We start from the raw sequence: 19564 nt of genomic DNA, 5'->3' as shown, positions 1-19564 counted from the left end.
TCAATGTGATCTATGCCATTCTGAGATCATAAGTTCGCAACCTCACAAAGGAGTCATAATGGATCAGCAGCAGGGCCAGGAAATCATCTTGGGCGACCTACCCAAGGGCATCACCTTGGCAAGCGAATCAATGGGCAACAAGACATGGAACGTCCTTGGCCATACTTACCTATCCAAGGTCGAGAGCTCCAGCAGCTTTGCATGGCTGTCCCTGGATCCAGTGGGCACCGGCGTGCCGCCACATGTGCACCCGACCCAGGACGAACACATCTACATCATGGAGGGCACCTACACCCTTTATCTGGACGGCGAATGGTTCAAGGCGGGCCCTGGCGATACCGTGCGGATGCCGATGGGCCTTCCTCACGCGTACTTCAATAAGGATGAAACACCGGGCAAGTCGCTCTTCTGGGTCAGTCCTTCAGGTCAGCTCGCCACGCTTTTCGATGAACTCCATGATTTGACCGACCCGGAGGAAGTCGTCCGGCTCTCGGCGCTGCGCGACGTCAACTTTCTGCCACCAGGATCGGTCCCTGGCGCAAACTAGTATCGTATGAAAATTCCGGGTGGCCGGCAGGGAGATCCTGCCGGCCACCCGTCGGTGAAAGGTAAAATCCCGTGACTCAAAAACAGCAAGGCAGTCAAGTATTGAGCTACGGCGGCCATCCAGATCAGCGCATCACCTTGGTGCACCCTCAGGACCGGTCCTCCCGGGGCACCGCGGTCTTGGTCCACGGGGGCTACTGGCGGCAGCGGATCACCGCCGCGGTTATGCAGCCCATGCTTGAGGATCTGCTGCAGGCCGGCTGGAGCGTGGCCAATGTGGAATACCGGCGCGGACCGGAACATGCCTGGCCCATGCCTTCTAACGACGTAGCCGCAGCGATTAGGCTGGTTCGCAGCACGCTGTGCGACCAAGGAAGCGAACAGCACGTAGTACTGGTCGGGCACTCGGTCGGAGGGCAGTTGGCCCTGCTCAATGCCGATCTTGCCGATGCGGTGGTCGGCCTTGCCCCGGTCACCGATGCGGCAAAGGTCTTCGAAGAAGACCTCGGGGACTCGGCGGCTATCGAGTATTTCAGGAATTCACCAGTTGAGATTCCCGGCATCTACCGCCAAGCGTCACCATGTGTGCAGCCGGCTCCGGTGGTGCCTGTGCTATTGGTCCACGGGCGAGATGACGACCGGGTGCCACTGGAGCATACCGAGCAGTACATCCGCTCTCTGGGCGAAAGCGCCCAGTACACGACGATGATCCATCACCGGTTGGACCACTTTGAGATCATCGCTCCGGAGCAGCATCATTGGGATGCGGTTCGGGCCTGGATGGATCAGACCTCAGCTAGCGCGCGAGCAGAGTAGCTCAGTCGCATACGACTCCGCCAGCGGGGACAACAGCTCATGCAACGCAAGGAAGGTCTTCTTAGCCTGCGGCGCTTTCCACCCTTCGGGAAGGTATTCGAAGGGAAGATTCGGATCACGATAGGGGAAGTGCCGCCACCGTGTCAGCATAGGCACGTAGAAGGCAAACGCCTCACGCTCTAGATCGCTGCGCTTCTCGGAAGATTCTGCTGTCGCGGCAAGTCTCTCGCGCCATGCGCCCAGTCGTCCGACGTAGAGCTGAAGGAAGTCGGTGTACTGCTGGTCCAAGGCCTGCAGGTCCCACCACTGCGCCACACGGTCCCGGATATCTGCCGCGGGAATGTAGTCTGCGCGGAAGTACTCAATGTATTCGGATAGCCCGCGTGCGTCCAGCCGCGCCTTGGCCTGTTCGAATGCCATTTGCGGCCCGACGGCCACGCCTCCGGCGACCATCCCGAAGCCCATGCTCCCCAACTCAGTACGAAGTTCGTACCGGCGGTTCCGCTCACTTTCGGGCACCGAGAAAATAGCCAAAATCAGCGACTCCTCCGAAGTGGAGCGCGACGGGGCAAAGATCCGCTGGTCGTCCTTGCGGAAGCCATCCACGATTTCGGCGGACAGCTGATAGACGGACTCATTTCCAAAGCGCTCGTTGATGAGCACTCCGCGGCTTTTCAATCGAGAAATGGTCGAACGGGAGGCTTGGGATTTAATCCCCAGCGCACCGAGCATCTCAACGATGACGGAGACGGGGAATGAGCTGGCAGCTGATTGCCCATATAAGCCATAAAGCGTCACCAGCAGATTCTGGTGTTGCAATTTCATTCCCCCGACATCCACTGGAACGACGTCCTCCATTTTGCTGATTAGAATTTATGGTACTCAATCTCATCCTATGCGGACAGCCGCTATTTCCAGCGCAAGACGGTGACGTGGCCGCATGCCACGGGGCATTTCAGCGTAAGCCTCTTGGAATGCACCACGGCCACCGCGCGCGACATATCACCTAGCGAAAGCAGAGAAACGGGTACCGCCCGGTCGCTTCTTTTGATTTCGCGTTCGCTTTGACATCGTAAGCCAGCGACAGCTTCCCGCTGTTTTCGTGTTGGCGCTCTCGACCGATCCCTCTGCCCGACAAAGTAGGCGATTAATTCCCTCCAATTCGATATCCACTCAATTTCGCGGTGGTCCGTGCAGGAACATTTTTGGTCGATGCGCTTGTAACTCCGAGTATTCATTGGTCGAGTTTTCCACAACACTAGTCGCATCATCATCGATTCAATAGGATTCAAATATGATCGAACATACAGCGAGCGCCTCTTGCCAAAGTGGTGCCAATAGTGGAACCATAGGGATATGTCGGGAATAGACGGCATAGAAGCGAAGATGAGGGAAAATCCTAAGAACATCAAGTTCACGGACATTCGTAAAGTTTGCGATGCACACTTTGGAATACCTCGGAACCGGGCAGGAAGCCATGTGATATACAAAACTCCCTGGCCTGGTGATCCTCGAGTGAATATTCAGAACAAAGATGGGATGGCTAAGCCTTACCAGGTGAAGCAAGTACTCGAGGCAATCGAGAAAATGAAGGAGATGAGCGGAGTTGACTAATTTGCATACGCCAGCAGTCGCAGCTCACTATAAATACAACGTGTCATGGTCACCTGAAGACGAAGAATTCGTCGCAACTGTTGCGGAATTCCCATCCTTGTCGTGGATGGACGAAGACCAAGTCGCGGCCTTGACTGGCCTACGTGATCTGATCGCCGAAGTTATCCAGGATATGAAGGATAACGACGAAGAAATACCTGTTCCTTTTTCGGTTCGAAAATATAGCGGAAGCATTCGCGTTCGCGTTAGCCCGGAAAAGCACCGCGATCTGACCATCGCCGCTGCCGACCAAGGAGTCTCACTGAACCGCTACCTCACGGAGCGACTAGCTTCCTGCTAAGGCTACGGGACAAAACAGTTCTTTATTATGACTCGCTCGACCGTTGCAACTTCTGAAGTCGCAACGGTCGAATTGCGTTTAAATCTCTTACACGATTCAAATAGGCAAGCTTGTTCTGGGATCCAGCGGACTGCTCGTCGTCCTCGCAGAACTATGCCCATGGCCCATAATCACGGATCCAAATCACGTGCGGACAAAGTTTGAATTTTGAGCACAGAAAACCCCGGCCCACCAACGGTGAACCGGGGTTTTCAAACTAGAAAACGAGAATTACTCGGCCGCTACGGCTTCTGCTTCTTCGTCCTCTTCAACAACTGGAGACAGCGACAGCTTTCCGCGGTCATCGATCTTGGTGATCTCAACCTGGATCTTCTGGCCCACCGAGACAACGTCCTCAACATCTTCGACGCGCTTGCCGTCGTTGATCTTGCGCAGCTCGGAGATGTGCAGCAGTCCGTCCTTGCCTGGAGTCAGCGAGATGAACGCACCGAAGGTGGTCAGCTTGACGACGGTACCCAGGTAACGCTCGCCGATCTCAGGAACCTGAGGGTTGGCGATCGCGTTGATGGCCGAACGTGCGGCTTCGGCGGACTCACCGTTGGTGGCGCCGATCAGCACGGTGCCGTCATCTTCGATCGAGATGTCTGCTCCGGTGTCTTCCTGGATCGTGTTGATCATCTTGCCCTTCGGGCCGATGACCTCGCCGATCTTATCCACTGGGATCTTCACCGAGATGATGCGTGGCGCGTAGGTGGACAGCTCATCCGGGGTGTCGATGGCCTGGTTGACCACGTTCAGGATGTGCAGGCGAGCTTCGCGGGCCTGGGTCAGCGCTGCGGCGAGCACCGAGGCAGGGATGCCGTCAAGCTTGGTATCCAGCTGGATCGCGGTGATGAACTCTGGAGTACCAGCCACCTTGAAGTCCATATCGCCCATGGCATCTTCAGCACCGAGGATATCGGTCAGGGCAGCGTAACGGGTTTCGCCGTTGACGGTGTCCGAAACCAGTCCCATGGCGATACCGGCAACCGGTGCGCGCAGTGGCACGCCGGCGTTCAGCAGCGACAGGGTGGAAGCGCAAACCGAGCCCATGGAGGTCGAGCCGTTGGAGCTCAATGCCTCGGAGACCTGGCGGATTGCGTATGGGAATTCTTCACGCGTTGGAAGAACAGGCATGATGGCGCGTTCTGCCAGTGCACCGTGGCCGATTTCGCGGCGCTTCGGCGAACCTACGCGGCCGGTTTCACCGGTCGAGTATGGCGGGAAGTTGTAGTTGTGCATGTAACGCTTGCGGGTCACTGGGTTCAGCGAGTCGATCTGTTGTTCCATCTTCAGCATGTTCAAGGTGGTGACGCCCATGATCTGGGTTTCGCCACGCTCGAAGATTGCCGAACCGTGAACGCGAGGCAGTACCTCGACCTCGGCGGAGAGCTGACGGATGTCAGCCAGGCCACGGCCGTCGATGCGGATCTGCTCGGTCAGGATGCGCTGGCGCACGATGTGCTTGGTGACCGCACCGAAGGCCTTGGAGATTTCCCCTGCACGCTCGGAGAAGGCTGCGCCCTCACCGGTCAGCTGTGCGACGATTTCGTCCTTGAACGCGCCTGCGGCGTTGTCGCGGTCCTGCTTGTCAGCGATCGCGTAGATTTCTGCCAGGCGGGTGGAGGCTGCTGCCTCAACCGCTGCGTAGGCATCATCTTCGAAGTCGCGGAACACTGGGAACTCGACGGTTTCCTTCGCGGCACGCGAAGCAAGATCAGCCTGCGCCTCGCAGAGAACCTTGATGAATGGCTTTGCTGCTTCAAGACCCTCGGCAACGACCTCTTCGGTTGGCGCGGTGGCGCCGCCCTGGATCAGCTCCCAAGCGTTGTCGGTAGCGTCGGCCTCGACCATCATGATCGCCACGTCGTCGCCTGCCACACGGCCTGCAACAACCATGTTGAACACGGCGTTCTTCAGCTGGCTGTGCTTCGGGAAGGCAACCCACTGAGCGCCCTCTCCGTCGTCAACCAAGGCAACGCGGACGCCGCCGATTGGGCCGGAGAATGGCAGACCCGAAAGCTGGGTGGACATCGAGGAAGCGTTGATCGCTACAACGTCGTACAGCTCATCTGGATCGATGGCCAGAACGGTAACGACAACCTGAACCTCGTTGCGCAGGCCCTTGACGAACGCTGGGCGCAACGGGCGGTCCATGAGGCGGCAAGCCAAGATGGCTTCGGTTGATGGGCGTCCTTCGCGGCGGAAGAAGCTGCCCGGAATACGGCCAGCTGCGTACATACGCTCTTCAACGTCCACGGTCAGTGGGAAGAAGTCGAAGCCTTCACGCGGGTGCTTGCCGGCCGTGGTGGCCGAGAGCAGTGCGGTCTCTTCATCGATGTAGACCATTGCAGCGCCAGCAGCCTGCTTGGCCAGACGGCCGGTCTCGAAACGAATGGTGCGGGTACCGAAGCGACCGTTGTCGATCTGTGCTTCAGCGAACTGAATTTCTGGACCCTCCATTAAGGGGGTTCTCCTTTCAATCGCTCCCAAAGAGACAAGCGATCCGTGCAGGCCTACCCAGATCTGGTCTTCGATCGAGACTCGCACTTTAGCCGCAATAGACTAGAGCGAAAGCCACTACCGAGGACCGCGATGCTGGCAGTAAGGACTCACGGTGGCGCAGTCTAGGGAGTGTATTTATCGTTGAGGTCTTAGCCAAAGGCCAAGACCTGTCTCTAAGCCTACCGGGAATTAGTCAAAGGTGCAGTTTTGGGCAGTTGTGAGCGTGGTCTTCGCTTGCCCGATTAAAGTCTTGCGCCTGAATGGGCAGTGCTGATCGCAACGCTAAATCTCGCAATGGACGTTGAGGTCTCCGACGATATCCCTCCAGGCAGAAGCGAACCATGCCACCTTTCCAGATCCTGGGAGCCGTGGCTTTCTCGCGGTTCATGCGCGAAAAGACCTGTAACCATTGTCGGAAGGGACACTAAAACCGCGTGAAACGCTGCCGGCTTCCGCCCCAAAGCTGGACTAAATGGCCGGCTTCGTCGTGCGGAACCCCGGCCTGATCGTTGACCATGAATAAGCACCGACCGTGCACCTATTAATGCTGTCGGATTGCTGACGAACTACACGTCCGGAGCGGTTACCACCGAACTTCTGGCGATCAGGCTAAGAGGCGACGCAACAATGACCGCTATGCATCCTAAACTCACTTCCCAATTGTTTGGTGGGTTGAGTTCAGCCAACAGCTTGTAAACCCGATTCATACGTTCTAGTTTGCCCCACTATTAAATACTTCGAATCCCAAGCCCAAGCCCAAGCCCAAGCCCAAATAATAAGTGCCACAGCGGAGTGGATTCGGCTACTGCAGAGGCCACCTTCCGCCGCTGCCCCCAAACGATCCTGAATGCCTCTGGTCCGATCACTGACAAAAGCCAACGGCGGACAAAATACGGCGTTGGTTCCTTTGGGTCGAGCTACGTAGTGCTGGCAATTTTCAAGCACCTCTACTCACCTGCCGGGGATCAATAGCGTCACATTGACAATGCTTCATTACTGAAGTCCATGTACGCCGCTTTCATCAATGCGATCGAATAGGAATCTAAATACCAAAATCTAGAATTATATATATCCTAGTCAGATATTATAAATCCACTTTTTTGACGGCCTTTCCAGTGCATGCCGTTATGAATTCGTGATCTAATTGACCTAGATCACGGTGTTCAATTGACCTTGGGCACCATTCATCGCGCACGCATCTGAATACGAGAGATTTCATTTTCATGAGCCAAACTGCCAAGTTCCACGGCCGCAAAGGTCGATTGTCCCTCGCTGTAATAACTGCCGGTTCGTTGGCTCTTGGCGGTGTCGCAGCGGGGGCCTCTATTGTTCCCGCAACGGCCGACCCGCTGGTGGCCAGTAGCAATGTGACTGTTCCCGCTGCCGATGTTCCGCCGATCTACAACTTCCAAAACCGGGAATTGATCCCCGTTCCTAGAGGAGAAGAGAACTTCATCCTGAGCGAGGACCAATCGGACTATGACACAGGAAAACTCGTCTTCGACGCGCGCGAAGGACTACTGGTTGAAGGTGAAACGCTGGAAGTCAGCCAGTCGGTCATGCCAAATTCAGGGGGCGTGCGGTCAGGCACGGTTGTAAATGGTCAAATTGTCATTCCTGCCGAAGTCAGTCTCGACTGGATCAACGCACGCCAGATGTCTTTCGGATTCTATCGAGGATCGGGCGAAGACCGGGAATTTATCGGAAGCGCCAAATACGTCTCAGAGCACGCACCGAATTTGGTCGCCGATACAGTAGAACAATTCGATGGGACCCCGCTCATCCCGTCAGGTTCCGACACTCTGACCATTGATCTACCCGCGGATATGTTCTCTATGGAAAACGCGGAACTGGAGCTCTTCTACTCAGGAGTTGTCCCGGAATCAGAATACGAAAACGAGTTCGTCTACTTGGATTTCCCTAACTTCGAGGTTGTCAATGGTCAGCTCATAGTTACCGATGAGAAAATCTCCCAGCTGACCGAAGGAAGCGGTTACTTCCTCAGCATCAAGGGCCAGAAGGAAGACGAATCCGCCAGCGTTTACTTGGGAATTTACAACGAAGAGGCTGACCCGACAGAAGAGCCAACCGTAGAACCTACCGAGGAGCCGACCGTTGAACCTACCGAAGAACCAACCGTAGAACCGACTGTCGAACCTACAGAGGAACCAACGGCTGAGCCAACCACAGTGCCAACAGAGGAACCGACGGCTGAGCCAACCGCAGAGCCAACGGCTGAGCCGACTGTCGAACCGACGGCTGAGCCAACCGCAGAGCCAACGGCTGAGCCGACTGTCGAACCGACGGCTGAGCCAACCGCAGAACCGACCGTGGAGCCAACTGTCGAACCCACGGAGGAGCCAACTGATTCCCCAGAGGTTCCCGAAGCTCAGGATCCAGAGTCCGGCGATCGAGTAGCGCCAGGTGAAGAAAACCTGTCCTATGACAGCGAATCCTCCGCGCCTAACGAAGGCAAGTTCGTTTTCAACACCGGAACTGATGTTGAAAACGGCAATGTCACGGTCACCTACCGCACTTCACCAGATGCCGAACATCGAACGACCACTGGCCATGTCAGCGATGGCAAACTCACGTTGCAAGGCGACGATGCCTTCACCGGTACTGTTAAGGACTTCAACCAGCTACTCATCACGGTGGAAGGCTCCGAGGGCAAGACCATCTCCTCCGTCCTCTCCGGAGCCAGCGTGTTGGCCTTGCAGTCCGAAATCGTTGATAACCGGCTAGGACTTCCACTGGTTGAGGCTGGAGCAACTGAGCTGCGCTTCGATGTACCCTCAGGATTCCCAACTTTGACTGAAGACAATTTCGTCTTTGACGTGAATTTCATCGATGCAAAGGGGCAGCCAGCTTCCGTTTCGGACGTGAAATATACCGTCGCAGGCGAATCCCTGATCGTCAGCGACCCGAGAGTCGCTGAACTCACCGCCGGTACCTACTACCTCTATGGTGAACAGCAGACCGAAGAGGCTAACAGCAGCGCAGCAGCATTTGCCCAGCCTGCAGCTGAACCAGTTGTAAGTGTGTCTACCTGGTTCGGAGTGTTTGCTCCAGCAGCCGAGGTAACGCCAACCCCTACTGAAGATCCAACGGAGGAACCAACTGCGGATCCTACCGACGGTCCAACGGTCCAACCTACGGGCGATCCAACAACGGAGCCAACGGACGATGTGGCTCCAACCGCGACGGCAACCCCTACTCAGGAAGCACCGCAGCCGGACCACAACCCAAAGGACGATAACTCCAATAAGGACGAGCTCGCCGACACCGGCGCAAGCGACGGTTTGCTCATTGCGGGCAGCCTAGCTTTGGGGCTAGTCGTCCTGGGCGCGGTCGCGCTGGGCCTGCGTCGACGAGGGCGCCATAGCTAAGCTGAGCTGCAAACTTCGAAAGCGCCGCTGCTGATGCGCAATTGAAGAGAACCGGACGGCCGTTGGAATCATACGTAAATGTATAGATCCAACGGCCGCTTCTCGTTCACCCAAATTTGTTCCCCGGATCGGGATTATTCTCGGGATTACGCATGTTCTACCCAAAGACGCCTAAAAGACGTTTCGTATCGCGCGCCGCCATCCGGCGCGCGGACACGGGCTTCCAACAACATTAGGGAAAGAACTCCTATGACAACCATGGTCAACGCATATGCTTCCCCTTCGGCCACTGAGGGATTAATTCCCACACAGATTGAACGCCGCGAAGTCGGGCCACACGATGTGCTAATTAACATCAAATACTCCGGCATCTGCCACTCCGACATCCACACCGTACGTGGCGAATGGGGCCCCCAGACTTATCCACTGGCTCCGGGCCACGAAATCGCCGGCATCGTTGCAGAGGTCGGCTCAGCCGTCACCAAACATGCAGTCGGCGACCGCGTGGGTGTGGGGTGCATGGTCAATTCCTGCATGGAATGCGAGAATTGCCTCGCGGGAGACCAGCAATTCTGCGACAACTCGGTGGGCACCTACGGTGCCACGGACCGCGACGGCACCATCACCCAGGGCGGCTACTCTACCCATGTTGTAGTGACCGAGAACTTCGTGCTGAGCATCCCTGAGGGTATCGAACTTGATGTGGCGGCTCCTTTGCTCTGCGCAGGCATCACGACTTTCTCCCCGCTGAAGCGCTGGGGTGCAGGACCGGGCAAGAAAGTAGCCGTAGTGGGCCTTGGCGGTCTGGGCCATATGGCAGTGAAGATCGCCAACGCCATGGGTGCCGAAGTAACCGTGCTTTCCCAGTCCTTGAAGAAGAAGGACGACGGGCTACGCATGGGGGCAAGCGATTACCGCGCCACCAGCGATGAGAGCACCTTCAAGGAACTACACAAGAGCTTCGATCTGATCATCAACACGGTTAGTGCCTCGATCAATGTCAGCGACTACCTCGGACTGCTTCGCGTCAATGGCACCATGGTCAACGTCGGTGCACCGGCAGAGCCATTGCCGGTCAACGCTTTCGCGCTCATCGGCGGACGACGCTCATTCGCCGGCTCGCAGATTGGTGGCATCGAGGAAACTCAGGAAATGCTGGACTTCTGCGCCGAGCACGGCATTGGCGCAGACATTGAGGTCATTGCCGCAGAGCAGATCAACGACGCTTACGAACGCGTGATGAAGTCAGATGTCCGCTACCGCTTCGTGATCGACACCGCGACGCTGGTCTAAGCGAACCAAGATTCATCCTGTAAAGCATACGGCGTTCGAATCACCAATCGAAGTGTTGGTGATTCGAACGCCGCTGTTCGAGGAAACTCTTGCTGTTACACCTGAATGCCCCGTCGCCGCTTGCCAAAAACCAGAGGAACTTCATTGACCACTCCCAATTTCACCGAACATCATTGGGATTTCCTTGAACGCGGCAGCGTGCTGGTGGTAACGCTCAGCGGCCCTGCCATCCTCAGGCTCATGGACCCGGAAAATTTCGCCGCCTTCCAGGACGGTGCCGATTACGACTTCCACGGAGGAATGGCGCGCAAGGCACCCTACAGGATCAAGGTCCCCATGTCCGGCCCGTGGTTCTTAGCGATTGACCTGACGGGTTTGGGCGTCCGAGGGGTACGTCACGGGGTTAGCGTGGAATCACCGCAGAAACCAGTCGAGTCCCCGCAATAGAAAAACGCGTCCGGGAGCGTAGGTAGGCGAGAGTCCCTCTGGCCAAAATCAAATCGCTATAGGCAGATTGATGCGATCTTTAACCAGCCAGTTTGAGCGAGAGCTCTACTAGGTTCTGTGCATCGAGCCCTGGCCAGCCATGGAGCTTGTCCAGCCAAAGTTCTGGGACTGCCTGCATTCCATAGGCAGCACCTGCTAACGATCCAGCAATCGCCGCTACGGTATCCGTGTCGACACCACCACGTACCGCTGCTTCAAGGGAAGCAACCAAGTGCGTTGAGTTCTCCCCTGTAGCAGCAATGGAACTCCATGCGCCTTGGAATGCTTCCACGACCCAACCGTTATGCGAGAAGTCGCGTGGCCGTTTGTCTTCAGCTTGTTGAATGCGCTGATCCCACACCGAGGCACGTTCAGGTTCCAATAGAGGCAGCCCCACTCGGATATCCAATTCACCAGTGAGCACCGCATGACGCACGGCAATAGTCCACAAGCCGCAAGCTTCCGCAGCCTCCTCATCGAAGTGAGTCAGTCTGCTGATGGAGACTGCCGCCTGATAGGTCTCGGTCGGCATGCGATCTAGATAGGCCAAAGCGACGGGTGCCGTTCGCATCAGGCTTCCATTGCCACCCGAGCGGCCAGTCCGCCGGTGGACGGCTTCAGCAGCCTTAATTGCGTCTTCTGCGCTGGGCTCGTGACGATTACTTTCACGCGCGATTTCTTCGGCTGTTCCGAGGACGGCACGCGTCTGGTTACCAACATCCGGTGCAGTCTGAGCCCAAATAGCCCATTGCCGCACCATGTAATCTGAAGCGTCGCTATTGAGATTTCTTTCGGAGTTGATGAGTGCCTCGGCAATCACGATTGCCATAGAGGTATCGTCTGTCCATTCCCCCGGTGCAAAATCTCCGAGCCCGCCGCCAATCATGGCAACCGGTGCATCCAGTGGCATCGGGGCATTGAACTCATAGCCAGCACCGAGCGCGTCCCCTGCAGCCATACCCACGAGCACTCCACAGATACGACTTTTTACGTCAGACGAAAATTCCATGCGATCCCCACCAGAAAATTTGACCAATACTCAGTTGCTGTTCTGTGCCCAAAGTACCGTGAGCGCCCGACATTATGTCGAGCAGCTACGACTTGTCGGGTTCAAGTGGGAACACAAGAAGCGAGCTTGTTGCCGTCGCAACGACCTTGCCGTACTTATCTACTACTTCTCCTTCGGCGAAGGTCACTCGCCTGCCGGGCTTGGTAACCCTTCCAGTGCATCGCAGCGGCCCACTATCGGCAAATACTGGACGCAGGTAGTTCACTTTGATCTCGATGGAGGTATAGCCCATACCTGCAGGAAGCGTTGAGTGCGCTGCGCAGCCAAGCGCCGAATCGAGAAGTGCGCACACCAGCCCACCATGCACCGCACCAATCGGATTGTAATGAGACTCTTCCGGATTGCAGATGAAGGTCACTGAGCCCTCGGATACTTCGGCTACATCCATATTCAGATGCCCTGCGATTGGCGCGCCAGGAAGTTCGCCGGAAGCCATGAGTTTCAAATACTCAAGCCCGGAAAGCAACGGGAGTTGCTCCAGCGCACCGGCTGGATCTCGCCATTTCACCACCTTTTCGCGTTCACCAGATTTAGCTTTCACCTGCGTTTATCCCTTCGTTCTGGGTTCCAGTACGCCCATCTGGCAACGGCACATTTTGCAACCGCAGTTGGCCGCGGGCAAGGACCTTGGAGCTTGCATCGTCCGTGATGACGACTTCCCACAATTGCTGAGTACGTCCTTGATGTAGCGCCGTGGCTTCCACCCTTGCCAGTCCCGCACTGCCTGGCCGCAAGAAATCGGTGGCGTTGTGCACGCCGACCGCAAATTGGCCATCATTCTTGACCGCATAGCTCGCCGCGATGCTGGCGGCACTTTCAACGATCGTGGTGAACAGCCCGCCATGCACCACTCCCCACGGGGTGTGGTGGTTTGCCCCTAGCTCGACGTGCCCACGGAGGAACGTCTTGTCGACCTCATCAACGATAAAGCCGGAAGCGGCGACAAAGTCGCTGGCCTCGTCGAGCGCCATACCAGGGAGAACATCTTCGTTTGTATTCATTGATTGGCCCCTCAAAAGCTAACTGTTATATTTGAAGCTAGCCAGATCGACGGGATCTGTCAATGGTAAGGAGCGGTCTTCCCCATGCAGTGGCTCGACTACGACACCGAGAATTGTTCGATTCAGCGCACCTTGGAAATAATTGGCGAAAAGTGGAGCCTTCTGGTGCTTCGTGAAGCTTTCAACGGTGTACGCCGATTTGACGCAATCCGCAGTCATCTTGGGGCTTCCGAGGCGGTCATCGCTGCCAGGCTACGCACCCTTGTGGAAACCGGTATTCTCACAGCCACTCCGTACAAGGAGCCCGGTCACCGCACTCGCAACGAATATCGCCTGACCCGAAAGGGCTTGGATCTCTATCCTGTACTTATCTCATTGCTCCGGTGGGGCGACAAGTACGAAGCAGATACAGAGGGGCCACCATTACTCGTCACGCATCGGGAGTGCGGCGAACCTGTGTCAACGGTAGTCCAGTGCGCCAGTGGGCATGTCCTTGATTCACCACGAGATTCTCAGGTCTCCCCCGGTCCAGGCGCAAGACTTCGCGAACGTATTGCTTAAACCTGCGTGACCACAACGCTGACTTGCCATCACTCCGCGAGCCATTCGGTTTAGCGCTCCAGCACGGATCAGATATCTCGATGGCTCATTGGGGACCTGGGAGCGGACTCCGGTTCTTCAGCCCTCGGTGCGTTTCCCGCGGCGATTTGCTGCTTTATTTGTTCGAGATCAATTTTGAGCTGATCGACGGTGGCTCGATAGTCACTGAGTTCCCGTTTGCGGCGCCTAGCGGCGGTGTAACTCATTGCGGCGACAATAATCAGCAACGGAACTGCTATCAGTAAAGCCCAACCGCTTTTGGCGAAGTAATCCAACGACACGGGTAATGCCTGATTAAACGCTAGAAATGAGTTCACCCCACCAACCATTGATTGGATCGCTGAATCTAGCGGGTCTAAGTATTGCCCCACGATAGGCGTCTCGGTAAGCGAAGGAGCCTGCAGGGGCACAGATCCTTCGGCGGCCCATCTGGAGTCACCGACGTTGCTCAGAACGTATATCCCCACACCAACGTTGAGTACCGCAAAGAGCAAGACGGAACTAAGCAGGACCCATTGAAGCTGCTTCCGGCGCCAAATTCCCATAGCCACGGCAAAGATCGCAACGACAACCCAAATGGCGATTGTCAGGTTTTCCCGGCTTAAGGTGCCCAGTGGATCCATGAGATTTCCTGCCTCTTTGCGGTTGGAGCACCTCTTGCCTCCATCCCATCACAAGCCTACCGGAGCTTGTTTCTGCACTCCCTTGCTCATATCGCATCTCGTGTCGTAGGCGAATCGAATGCTTGCAATTGCGCGGGAGCTGAACTTACACGCTCATGTTCTTAAGGCTTCCAGCTTCGGATTAACTCCGAGCGCAACTCCAAATATCAAAAGCCATCTCGGGATCTAGGTAGGTCGGACGATTCCCCTCACAGAAATCGCAACGAGCGCTGCAGAATCTCACGGCGACGGTCTCGTATGCACTCACAATGAGTCAAGAAAATTACTATGCAGTAACTCACTGGGTTTGCAACCTTCGGGAATTAGCCAAAATGACTGAGAGTTTCTTGCTATCCGCTGAAAATAGCGTGCCCGTGTACGCAGTGCGCTCCAACTAGGAATACGGTAGAGGTAGACGTTTTTTCGTTTCATGCTAATAAGCATCAAACGATTGTTACTCCGTCGCGTCCGAGAACGGCGCGACAGCCCCGACACAAAGGCTAAATTTTGAACGGCAATGCCACTTTTAAACACCACAATGTGGCCCTCTTAGCGGTAAACAGCGTACTTGCACCAGAGGTCATGAGTTCGGCAGAATTCGACGAACGCCTGGCCCCAAGCCTCAAGCGTCTGCGCCTTTCCAAAAAACTGCTTGAACGTGTGTCGGGTGTCAAAGAACGCCGTTGGTGGTCCAAGGGCGTGGAATTTGATGATGCGGCGATTCTAGCCGGAAAGAAAGCGCTAGCTCAGGCCGGCGTGGAGCCAGGGCAAATTGGTCTTTTGATCAACACGTCAGTTACCCGACGCAATTTAGAGCCTTCGGTGGCCTCAAAGGTTCACAACGGATTGGGCCTGCCGTCCTCCGCTATGAACTTCGACGTGACCAACGCCTGTTTAGGGTTCGTCAACGGCATGAGCTTGGCAGCCAACATGATCGATTCCGGACAGATCAAGTACGCGCTGATCGTGGCCGGTGAAGATGCACAGCCCACTCAAGAGACTACGTTCCAGCGGCTCAATGCCGAGACATCCACGCGTGAAGACTACATGCGCGAATTTGCAACTCTGACCCTCGGCTCCGGCGCGGCTGCCGCCGTCATTGGCCCGGCAGATGTTCACCCAGATGGACACCGAATCCTTGGCGGGGTTTCCCGCGCAGGCACTGAACACCACGAGCTTTGCGTAGGCGGTCCGGCGGGCATGTACACCGACACCAAAGGCCTCTTGGACAACGGACTGGAACTAGTTGTCAATGCTTGGGATGAAGCGCACCAGTCCGGTTGGGACTGGAAGTCCATGGACCGCTACGTAACTCACCAAGTATCGAAGTCCTACACCAACGCCATTATCAAGGCCGTGGGCTTAGTGAAGGATCGAGTGCCGATCACCTTCTCCAAATGGGGCAACGTGGGACCCGCTTCGTTGCCGATGACTTTGTCTCAAGAAGCCGATTCGCTGAAGCCAGGTGACCGCGTGCTGTGCATGGGCGTCGGATCAGGATTGAATACCGCGATGATGGAGATTGCCTGGTGACCGAGCTTTTCCCCGGTGTAGATGCTATCTATTCCAATTATCTCGAAGTGCCTTCCACTTCGAAGGTAGATGTTCCAGGTACCAAGTACTTATGGCATGTACTGGATAACGAAGAAGAACTTAAGCAGCGTGGAATCGAGCCGGTTGGCACCCTTGTGTGCGTGCACGGCAATCCCACTTGGTCTTACCTTTGGCGCAGCCTGCTGAACCACGTTTCCGCTAATGCCTTGCCATGGCGTGTCATCGCCGTTGACCAGCTGGATATGGGCTTTTCGGCCCGCACCGGAAAGTTTCGCCGACTGGCCGATCGAGTCAACGACCTAGGCGATTTGATCAAAGGCATTGGGCTCAGCGGCAAGGTCACCACTGTAGGCCACGACTGGGGAGGAATCATTTCCCTGGGCTGGGCTGTAGCCCACCAAGACCAGCTGGCGAACGTAGTGCTCACCAACACCGCAGTGCATCCAGCTGGCTTTGAGCTACCAGCCGCCCTGCGACTGGCCTCCAACCCTGCAGTCCACGGGTGGGGCACCAAGGGTACCGACGCTTTTCTCCGGGTGACTCATTCATTGGCTCAGCCGTCCTTGGAAGCAGAGATCCGCAAGGCCTTCATGTCCCCCTACACCAGCGCTGACAAGCGCACCGGTGTTGCAAACTTTGTGGCAGACATTCCCTTTAGCGAAGACCATCCGAGCCGTTCTGCTTTAGATGACATCTCCGAAGCAATTCGCTCGCTCTCCGTCCCCGCCCTTATGCTGTGGGGTCCAAAGGACCCGGTGTTCTCCGATCGCTACCTAAGAGATCTGATGGGCCGCCTCCCCCACGCCCAGGTGCACCGTTTCGAAGGCGCAAGCCATCTGTTGCCTGAAGACCGCGATATAGCCTCCCCCATCTTTGACTGGTTGGATACTGAACGGGATTCTAAGCGCTCCTCACGCGCAACGGCGCTGAGCGGCTACCGTCCGATGCTTGCTGAGCTAGATTCACGCACCGACGACCACAGCATTGCAGTAGTGGACATCAATCCCCCGCGCTCCCTGTCCTGGTCTGAGCTCGGCGAACGGGTTAATACTCTCGCAGCGGGACTCTCGCAGATTGGTGTCACCGCCGGATCCAGAGTTAATCTCTTAGTGCCTCCCGGCATCGAACTGACTTCACTGATTTACGCTTGCCTGCGACTGGGCGCGGTCATCGTGGTGGCAGATGCGGGTCTGGGCACCAAGGGCTTGGGACGTGCCATCAAGGGCGCAGGCCCTAGTTTCCTTATCGGGATTGATCGTGCACTCGTGGGCGCCAGATTCTTTGGCTGGCCCGGAACCCGAATTGCCGTGGAAAACCTGCCGACTGCCAAGCGCAAACTTCTCGGGGTGGAACATACCATTCCCGAGCTGCTTGAATCCGGTAAATCCTCCAGCCATGATGCGCCGACATTTGTCGAAGCCGACCCCGATGCCGATGCCGCGGTACTCTTCACGTCCGGCTCCACCGGCCCAGCCAAGGGCGTGGTCTACACCCACCGTCAATTGGCTGCCATGCGAGATACCTTGCGCGAGACGTACAACCTCAAAGCTGGCTCCGCTCTGGTGGCCGGGTTTGCGCCTTTCGCACTGCTCGGCCCTGCTTTGGGTGCTACCTCGGTGACACCGGATATGGACGTTACGGCGCCGCGTACGCTGACCGCCACGGCACTGGCGGATGCCGCCTTAGCCGTTGACGCAACCACCGTGTTCGCTTCTCCCGCCGCTTTGGCTAATGTACTGGCAACGGACGAGGCCTTAGACGGGTCCCAACGAAAGATCCTTGAAAAGGTCTCACTGCTGCTCTCGGCCGGAGCGCCGATACCGGAGCCGTTGCTGGCCAGAGTCCAAGGTTTAGTTCCCAATGCGCGAGTTCATACTCCCTATGGGATGACCGAGGCGCTTCCTGTGACCGATATCGATTTGGAAGGTATCCGCGCCGCAGGATCCGGAAACGGCGTGTGCGTTGGCACTCCGGTGGCGGGGGCTCGCGTAGCCATTGCGCCGCTAGATTCAGATGGCAAAGCTGGCAACGAGCCACTGGAAGAAGCAAATCTCACTGGCGAAATTCTGGTGCGTGCACCCCATGTGAAGGATCGCTACGACAGGCTTTGGATCACCGAGCAAGTAAGCACTTCCATTCCCGGCTGGCACCGCACCGGAGACGTGGGTCATCTCGACGACAATGGACGCCTCTGGGTAGAAGGTCGTCTGGGCCATGTCCTGCATACAGCTACCGGTTCTAAAACACCTGTGGCAGCTGAGCAAGCAGCCGAATCTGTGTCTGGCACCGGACGCGCTGCAGTAGTCGGAGTCGGACCAGCAGGCACTCAAGCCGCCGTTGTAGTGATGGAAACCGTCCCGGCAGCCCGCCGCGCGGGGCCAGCTCCGGTTGCACTAGCGCAAGCAGTGCGCGCCGCGGTGGAGGTAACCGGAATAGAAATTTCGGCTGTACTCGTAGTCCCAGATCTACCAACCGATATTAGGCACAATTCTAAGATCGACCGTGCGGCCTTAGCCGACTGGGCTACATCCACGCTGGCAGGCGGAAGGATCCGTAAGCCATGAGCAGCAACCCAACTTCCTCGCCGGTCCGTCGCGTCTTAGTCACCGGCGCCAGCGGAATGCTTGGCCGAGCCGTAGCAGAGCTGTTGCGCACCCAAGGCCATCATGTCCGGACCTTCCAACGCCGGCCTTCGCAGGGAGCCACGGACGAAGTCCTAGGTTCGCTTACCGATTCTCATGCAGTAAACCAAGCTACTGCGGGCATGGATGCCGTCATCCATCTGGCAGCCAAAGTTTCTTTCACCGGTGCCTGGCAAGACTTTGTCGACACGAACATCAGCGGTACTAAGACCCTTCTGGAGGCTTCCAAAGCGGCTGGAATCAAAGACTTTGTTTTTGTTTCTTCCCCCTCGGTGGCGCACTTTGGAGAACCGTTGGCTGGCGCTGCGGCCGGGGCGGCAGATCCTGGACGTGCCCGTGGAAATTATGCGCGTTCCAAAGCCGCTGCAGAACTGAATGCTCTTGCCCAAGATTCGGCAGACTTCCGTGTTGCCGCAATCAGACCGCATGTGGTCTGGGGTCCCGGTGATACTCAACTTGTTGAGCGGGTCATTCAACGCGCGAAAGCCGGTCGACTTCCACTGCTTGATAACGGGGTCGCGCTAATCGACACCACTTACATCGACAATGCCGCTACGGCGATTGTGCGTGGGCTGGAACGCATGGAGTTTGCTCACGGCCGCGCTCTGGTAGTCACCAATGGTGAGCCTCGCCCAGTCGGCGAACTCATTGCAGGCATTTGCCAAGCTGGAGGAGCACCGGCACCTCGGCTAAACGTCCCGGGCTGGCTTGCACGCGGTGCGGGCTCGGTCATTGAGCGCGTTTGGCTTGCCGCTAGCGCCAAAGATCTAGTGCATGACGAGCCACCAATGACGAGGTTCCTTGCGGAGCAATTGTCGACTGCACATTGGTTTGATCAGCGCGAAACGCATGAAATCTTGGATTGGGAACCTGAAATTACCATCGCTGAGGGATTGCAAAGACTCGCTTCCCACTACGTTGAGAAGGTTCGATAGATTGTATTGGAAAATAGCTGCGGAATAGTCTTCCTCGGCCTGACGACAATTCTTAGAAGGCTCCAAGCTTTCT

Annotated in this window: 17 protein-coding genes; 11 read left to right on the top strand and 6 right to left on the bottom strand. The window is 56.6% G+C overall.

Annotated features, from left to right (window positions below):
• Positions 1-58: 58 nt before the first annotated feature.
• Together LG294_RS04930 and LG294_RS04925 are read left to right on the top strand one after the other, a co-directional pair.
• Positions 59-547, top strand: coding sequence for a cupin domain-containing protein (locus LG294_RS04930; RefSeq protein WP_176484258.1), 489 nt, complete (start codon positions 59-61; stop codon positions 545-547).
• A gap of 71 nt (positions 548-618) precedes the next feature.
• Complete coding sequence (locus LG294_RS04925) at positions 619-1362, top strand: alpha/beta hydrolase family protein (RefSeq protein WP_404290072.1); 744 nt, start codon at positions 619-621, stop codon at positions 1360-1362.
• Here the strand turns inward: LG294_RS04925 and LG294_RS04920 are convergent.
• The gene (locus LG294_RS04920) at positions 1339-2187 is read right to left on the bottom strand and encodes a PaaX family transcriptional regulator C-terminal domain-containing protein (RefSeq protein ID WP_404290070.1); all 849 of its coding nucleotides are present in this window, start codon (positions 2185-2187) and stop codon (positions 1339-1341) included. The two genes, LG294_RS04925 and LG294_RS04920, sit on opposite strands and share 24 nt — an antisense overlap.
• 531 nt (positions 2188-2718) lie before the next feature.
• Between LG294_RS04920 and LG294_RS04915 the strand changes: the two genes are divergently transcribed.
• Both LG294_RS04915 and LG294_RS04910 read left to right on the top strand, forming a co-directional pair.
• Complete coding sequence (locus LG294_RS04915) at positions 2719-2976, top strand: toxin HicA (RefSeq protein ID WP_096288211.1); 258 nt, start codon at positions 2719-2721, stop codon at positions 2974-2976.
• A 40-nt stretch (positions 2977-3016) separates the two neighbouring features.
• Positions 3017-3316, top strand: a complete 300-nt coding sequence (locus LG294_RS04910) for a type II toxin-antitoxin system HicB family antitoxin (RefSeq protein WP_404290068.1) — start codon at positions 3017-3019, stop codon at positions 3314-3316.
• 270 nt (positions 3317-3586) lie between these two features.
• On the opposite strand, the gene LG294_RS04905 is transcribed toward LG294_RS04910, so the two are convergent.
• Positions 3587-5818: a polyribonucleotide nucleotidyltransferase gene (locus LG294_RS04905; protein WP_404290066.1), complete on the bottom strand. Its 2232-nt coding sequence runs from the start codon at positions 5816-5818 to the stop codon at positions 3587-3589.
• A 1265-nt stretch (positions 5819-7083) separates the two neighbouring features.
• Here LG294_RS04905 and LG294_RS04900 point away from each other — a divergent pair.
• The 3 genes from LG294_RS04900 to LG294_RS04890 all read left to right on the top strand — a co-directional run bounded on the left by LG294_RS04900 (position 7084) and on the right by LG294_RS04890 (position 10989).
• Positions 7084-9249: a PT domain-containing protein gene (locus LG294_RS04900; RefSeq protein WP_404290064.1), complete on the top strand. Its 2166-nt coding sequence runs from the start codon at positions 7084-7086 to the stop codon at positions 9247-9249.
• Positions 9250-9498: 249 nt separating this feature from the next.
• The gene (locus LG294_RS04895; RefSeq protein ID WP_404290062.1) at positions 9499-10542 is read left to right on the top strand and encodes an NAD(P)-dependent alcohol dehydrogenase; all 1044 of its coding nucleotides are present in this window, start codon (positions 9499-9501) and stop codon (positions 10540-10542) included.
• A 144-nt stretch (positions 10543-10686) separates the two neighbouring features.
• Complete coding sequence (locus LG294_RS04890) at positions 10687-10989, top strand: DUF1883 domain-containing protein (protein ID WP_404290060.1); 303 nt, start codon at positions 10687-10689, stop codon at positions 10987-10989.
• A 79-nt stretch (positions 10990-11068) separates the two neighbouring features.
• Here LG294_RS04890 and LG294_RS04885 read toward each other — a convergent pair whose 3' ends face one another.
• From LG294_RS04885 to LG294_RS04875, 3 genes are all read right to left on the bottom strand, one after another.
• Entirely contained in the window at positions 11069-11992 is a 924-nt protein-coding gene (locus LG294_RS04885; RefSeq protein WP_404290059.1) for an ADP-ribosylglycohydrolase family protein, read from the bottom strand.
• Between the two features lie 130 nt (positions 11993-12122).
• Positions 12123-12638: a PaaI family thioesterase gene (locus LG294_RS04880; protein ID WP_404290057.1), complete on the bottom strand. Its 516-nt coding sequence runs from the start codon at positions 12636-12638 to the stop codon at positions 12123-12125.
• Positions 12628-13098 carry a PaaI family thioesterase gene (locus LG294_RS04875; RefSeq protein WP_404290056.1) on the bottom strand — a complete coding sequence of 157 codons (471 nt, stop codon included), beginning with the start codon at positions 13096-13098 and terminating at the stop codon, positions 12628-12630. The genes LG294_RS04880 and LG294_RS04875 overlap by 11 nt, the downstream gene beginning before the upstream one ends.
• Before the next feature lie 84 nt (positions 13099-13182).
• On the opposite strand from LG294_RS04875, the gene LG294_RS04870 reads away from it, so the two are divergent.
• A complete protein-coding gene (locus LG294_RS04870; RefSeq protein WP_404290054.1) occupies positions 13183-13659 on the top strand; it encodes a winged helix-turn-helix transcriptional regulator in 477 nt (158 codons plus the stop codon).
• Between the two features lie 68 nt (positions 13660-13727).
• On the opposite strand, the gene LG294_RS04865 is transcribed toward LG294_RS04870, so the two are convergent.
• Positions 13728-14321 (bottom strand): hypothetical protein, encoded by a 594-nt coding sequence (locus LG294_RS04865; RefSeq protein WP_404290052.1) that lies wholly within the window; start codon positions 14319-14321, stop codon positions 13728-13730.
• Positions 14322-14867: 546 nt separating this feature from the next.
• On the opposite strand from LG294_RS04865, the gene LG294_RS04860 reads away from it, so the two are divergent.
• Genes LG294_RS04860 through LG294_RS04850 form a run of 3 tightly spaced genes read left to right on the top strand, consistent with a single transcriptional unit; the run spans position 14868 to position 19491 of the window.
• Positions 14868-15893 carry a 3-oxoacyl-ACP synthase III gene (locus LG294_RS04860; RefSeq protein WP_404290050.1) on the top strand — a complete coding sequence of 342 codons (1026 nt, stop codon included), beginning with the start codon at positions 14868-14870 and terminating at the stop codon, positions 15891-15893.
• Positions 15890-18478: an alpha/beta fold hydrolase gene (locus LG294_RS04855; protein ID WP_404290048.1), complete on the top strand. Its 2589-nt coding sequence runs from the start codon at positions 15890-15892 to the stop codon at positions 18476-18478. The genes LG294_RS04860 and LG294_RS04855 overlap by 4 nt, the downstream gene beginning before the upstream one ends.
• Positions 18475-19491: an NAD-dependent epimerase/dehydratase family protein gene (locus tag LG294_RS04850; protein ID WP_404290045.1), complete on the top strand. Its 1017-nt coding sequence runs from the start codon at positions 18475-18477 to the stop codon at positions 19489-19491. The genes LG294_RS04855 and LG294_RS04850 overlap by 4 nt, the downstream gene beginning before the upstream one ends.
• The last annotated feature ends 73 nt before the right edge of the window (positions 19492-19564 follow it).

The sequence above is a fragment of the Glutamicibacter arilaitensis genome (genome assembly GCF_044793945.1).
GTDB lineage: Bacteria > Actinomycetota > Actinomycetes > Actinomycetales > Micrococcaceae > Glutamicibacter > Glutamicibacter arilaitensis_B.
This window is presented reverse-complemented; position numbering and strand designations above follow the sequence as displayed.

What these genes read in the sequence shown, in the direction of transcription:
- LG294_RS04930 (WP_176484258.1), top strand. Translation starts at nt 59, where the DNA reads ATGGATCAGCAGCAGGGCCAGGAAATCATCTTGGGCGACCTACCCAAG.
- LG294_RS04920 (WP_404290070.1), bottom strand. Translation starts at nt 2,187, where the DNA reads ATGAAATTGCAACACCAGAATCTGCTGGTGACGCTTTATGGCTTATAT.
- LG294_RS04915 (WP_096288211.1), top strand. Translation starts at nt 2,719, where the DNA reads ATGTCGGGAATAGACGGCATAGAAGCGAAGATGAGGGAAAATCCTAAG.
- LG294_RS04905 (WP_404290066.1), bottom strand. Translation starts at nt 5,818, where the DNA reads ATGGAGGGTCCAGAAATTCAGTTCGCTGAAGCACAGATCGACAACGGT.
- LG294_RS04900 (WP_404290064.1), top strand. Translation starts at nt 7,084, where the DNA reads ATGAGCCAAACTGCCAAGTTCCACGGCCGCAAAGGTCGATTGTCCCTC.
- LG294_RS04895 (WP_404290062.1), top strand. Translation starts at nt 9,499, where the DNA reads ATGACAACCATGGTCAACGCATATGCTTCCCCTTCGGCCACTGAGGGA.
- LG294_RS04875 (WP_404290056.1), bottom strand. Translation starts at nt 13,098, where the DNA reads ATGAATACAAACGAAGATGTTCTCCCTGGTATGGCGCTCGACGAGGCC.
- LG294_RS04870 (WP_404290054.1), top strand. Translation starts at nt 13,183, where the DNA reads ATGCAGTGGCTCGACTACGACACCGAGAATTGTTCGATTCAGCGCACC.
- LG294_RS04865 (WP_404290052.1), bottom strand. Translation starts at nt 14,321, where the DNA reads ATGGATCCACTGGGCACCTTAAGCCGGGAAAACCTGACAATCGCCATT.
- LG294_RS04850 (WP_404290045.1), top strand. Translation starts at nt 18,475, where the DNA reads ATGAGCAGCAACCCAACTTCCTCGCCGGTCCGTCGCGTCTTAGTCACC.